The organism is Arthrobacter sp. (assembly GCF_031179385.1).
In the GTDB taxonomy this organism is placed as follows: domain Bacteria; phylum Actinomycetota; class Actinomycetes; order Actinomycetales; family Micrococcaceae; genus Arthrobacter_D.
The window spans coordinates 1-3,192 of the sequence record NZ_JAPSHV010000194.1 but is presented as its reverse complement, the minus strand read 5'-3'; the positions used below and the strand labels follow the sequence as shown (position 1 = coordinate 3,192).

Sequence of the window (3,192 nt, the reverse complement as noted above, 5' to 3'; positions counted from 1 at the left end):
GCCGGCACTGGTTATTACCTTCGGGAACTCGAACGGCAGGTGCCGGTGTCAGCGGTCGTCGCCCTCGACATCTCGAAATTTGCCCTGAGGCGGGCGGCGAAGCTGCTCCCCGATGCGCTGTGCCTGGTCTGGGACGTCTGGCGGCCGCTGCCGGTCGTGGACGAATCGGTTGATCTGCTGATCAACATTTTCGCGCCGCGGAATCCGGACGAGTTCGCGCGCGTGTGCCGCGAAGGCGGCGTGCTGATCGTCGTCACACCCCTGCCGCAGCACCTGCAGGAAATTTCCGACGTTGCAGGCCTCCTGAACATCCGCTCAGGCAAAGACGACGACGTCGCTGCCGCTCTGACGCCGGACTTCACACTGGCTGCCAGCAGGTCTGTCGAATTTCCGATGACCCTGACGCCGGAGGACGTGCAGAATATTGCGGCAATGGGGCCAGCGGGCCATCACGGTGCCTCCGTTCGGATGGACACGCTGCCGGAGAGGCTCAGGGTCACTGCGGCCTTTACCGTCCAAACTTTTCACAGGCGTCGGAAAGAGGACTCCGAAAAGAGCACTCCCGTGCGCTGACAAGGCAGGATATTCCCCGAAGGCTATATTTCGTGCTTCGGTTTTGGCATGATGGTAGAAGGCAACGGTTTGTACACAGCAGGGCTTGATGAGAGCGCCGATGACCGGGGCCGCAACTGAGGGGAACCGCGATGCTCGATTGGCTTGTACAGAACACTTGGGTCCTGTGGCTTGTGCTCATGCTCGGGCTCGCCGCGGTTGAGACCCTGACCCTCGATCTGTTCTTTCTCATGCTCGCCACGGGTGCTCTTGCCGGCATCGTCGGGGCGCTGGCTGGGGCAACCTTCTTCATCCAGGTTGTCATTTTCTGCGTAGTCTCACTTCTGATGGTGCTCCTCGTCCGTCCTGTGGCGCTGAAGCACCTCAAGCGCGGATCCGCGGAGCAATTGAGCAACATCGACCGGCTCATCGGCGAGCATGCGCTGGCGCTTGAGCCGGTGACCTCTTTGACCGGGACCGTCAAGATCGGCGGCGACACCTGGACCGCACGTACCGCGGACGGGTCATCGCTGCCCGCCGGCAGCCGGGTTACTGTCTCCCGCATCGACGGGGCCACCGCCGTCGTCGTTGGTATACAACAAGCTGAGAGCGGACCCATAACCGCCTCCTGAACCGCGATCAGGCACCATCCACAACACAAGGGGAACCATGTTCACAGATTCAGGCACAATCGGACTCACCATCGTCCTGATTGTTCTGATCGTTTTTGTCCTGGTCGTTCTGGTGAAATCCGTACGGATCATCCCGCAGGCCCGCGCCGGCGTGGTTGAACGCCTCGGAAAGTACCAGCGAACACTGCAGCCGGGACTTACCATCCTGATCCCGTTCGTTGACCGGCTTCTGCCACTCCTCGACCTACGTGAACAGGTTGTGTCGTTCCCTCCGCAGCCAGTGATCACCGAGGACAACCTGGTCGTGTCCATTGACACGGTGGTTTACTTTCAGGTCACCGACGCCCGCGCCGCTACCTACGAAATCGCCAACTACATCCAGGCAGTAGAGCAGCTCACGACCACCACCCTTCGCAACGTGGTCGGCGGGCTGAACCTGGAAGAGGCACTGACTTCACGTGACCAGATCAACGGGCAGCTTCGGGGGGTCCTCGATGATGCAACCGGCCGCTGGGGCATCCGGGTCTCACGGGTTGAACTCAAGGCCATCGATCCGCCCCACTCCATCCAGGACTCGATGGAGAAGCAAATGCGGGCCGAGCGCGACCGCCGCGCTGCCATCCTGACCGCCGAAGGCACGAAGCAGTCCCAGATTCTCACGGCTGAAGGGCAACGCCAGGCTGCGATCCTCGCTGCCGAAGGCGATGCCAAAGCCGCAATTCTCAGGGCCGACGGCGAAGCACAGGCAATCCAGAAGGTCTTCGACGCCATCCACAAGGGCAACCCGTCCCAGAAGCTTCTCGCATATCAGTACCTTCAGACGCTGCCGAAGCTCGCAGAGGGTAACTCCAACAAGTTGTGGATCATCCCCAGTGAAGTAGGGGAAGCGCTAAAGGGCATCGGCAACGTGCTCGGCGGCCAGGACCGTGAGGATACTGAGAGTGACTCCCCCTTCACAGTGCAGGACGGGACCCGTTCCTGAAGCAGCGGCGTAACCGGAGCGCGTCCCTGTCCAGAGGCCGAATTGGGGATTCCGTGCCTCCCTTCGGTATAGTGGGGTGTTTGCCGGATGTGGGCACCGAATGGGAACAGACGGCCGCTCCACGGCGTTATACCTGAGGTAACACGGCCTGAGCGCTGTGGCGTCGTGCACTTTGAGTGTGCGGCAGAGGCCCTGGGAATCCAGGATGCCGAACGTAGTTAGGGAGAAAAAATGAGCGACCGTAGCCTGCGGGGCATGCGCCTTGGCGCCCAGAGTATGGAGACCGAATCCGGTGTCGAGCCCGCGCCTCGCCAACGCGTTGAATACCGTTGCGAGGACGGAGAGCGCGTTTTCGTAACCTTCGCCGCCGAAGCAGAGATTCCTCCGGTATGGGTTTCCAAGACCGGCAAGGAGGCGCTACTCGTTGATGGGGAGCGTCCGGACACCTCCGGAGACAAGCCCGTCCGCACACACTGGGACATGCTTCTTGAGCGCCGTTCCATGGAAGAACTGGAGCAGATCCTCGAGGATCGGCTGAACATCCTTCGTGAGCGCCGCGGAGAGCGCCGCTCCGCCTAATATCGCAGGAAGCCCGGGTACTTCGTGGAAGTACCCGGGCTTTTTCTGTTCATCACGCTGCCGAACTAGGGTGCGCGTCCCTTTGTCAGCACGGAAGGCATGTCTATGTGCGTGCTGGGCGCCCAGTCAGTGCCGCCCACCGCGCGGCTATCCCCCACCGTGTGACGTTGGCGATGGCTTCGAAGACGATGTTTCCGCTCATCTTGGAATCGCCATATTCGCGTTCGACGAAGGTGATCGGCACTTCAACGATGCGCAGTCCCTTCAGCGCCACCCTGAACGTCATATCGACTTGAAAACCGTATCCGACGGAATCAACTGTGGACAGGTCAATGCTCTCAAGGGTCTCACGGCGGAAGGCACGGTAGCCGGCGGTAATGTCGCGCACCGACAGACCAAGCATTGTGCGCGAGTACAAGCTACCGGCGCGTGAGAGCAGCTTGCGAT

Annotated in this window: 4 protein-coding genes and 1 pseudogene; 4 read left to right on the top strand and 1 reads right to left on the bottom strand. The window is 61.1% G+C overall.

Annotation, left to right across the window (positions count from 1 at the left end; translation table 11 throughout):
• The 4 genes from RIF85_RS15315 to RIF85_RS15300 all read left to right on the top strand — a co-directional run.
• On the top strand, positions 1-573 hold a 573-nt coding region (locus RIF85_RS15315; RefSeq protein ID WP_309072763.1), incomplete at its 5' end, for a methyltransferase domain-containing protein.
• A gap of 131 nt (positions 574-704) precedes the next feature.
• Positions 705-1,184, top strand: coding sequence for an NfeD family protein (locus tag RIF85_RS15310; RefSeq protein ID WP_309072762.1), 480 nt, complete (start codon positions 705-707; stop codon positions 1,182-1,184).
• A gap of 37 nt (positions 1,185-1,221) precedes the next feature.
• Positions 1,222-2,166, top strand: coding sequence for an SPFH domain-containing protein (locus RIF85_RS15305; protein WP_309072761.1), 945 nt, complete (start codon positions 1,222-1,224; stop codon positions 2,164-2,166).
• A 231-nt stretch (positions 2,167-2,397) separates the two neighbouring features.
• Positions 2,398-2,745: an RNA polymerase-binding protein RbpA gene (locus tag RIF85_RS15300; protein ID WP_056549551.1), complete on the top strand. Its 348-nt coding sequence runs from the start codon at positions 2,398-2,400 to the stop codon at positions 2,743-2,745.
• A 103-nt stretch (positions 2,746-2,848) separates the two neighbouring features.
• On the opposite strand, the pseudogene RIF85_RS15295 reads toward RIF85_RS15300, so the two are convergent.
• Positions 2,849-3,192: pseudogene (locus tag RIF85_RS15295) on the bottom strand (dolichol-phosphate mannosyltransferase); the annotation flags it as partial.

What these genes read in the sequence shown, in the direction of transcription:
- RIF85_RS15300 (WP_056549551.1), top strand. Translation starts at nt 2,398, where the DNA reads ATGAGCGACCGTAGCCTGCGGGGCATGCGCCTTGGCGCCCAGAGTATG.
- RIF85_RS15305 (WP_309072761.1), top strand. Translation starts at nt 1,222, where the DNA reads ATGTTCACAGATTCAGGCACAATCGGACTCACCATCGTCCTGATTGTT.
- RIF85_RS15310 (WP_309072762.1), top strand. Translation starts at nt 705, where the DNA reads ATGCTCGATTGGCTTGTACAGAACACTTGGGTCCTGTGGCTTGTGCTC.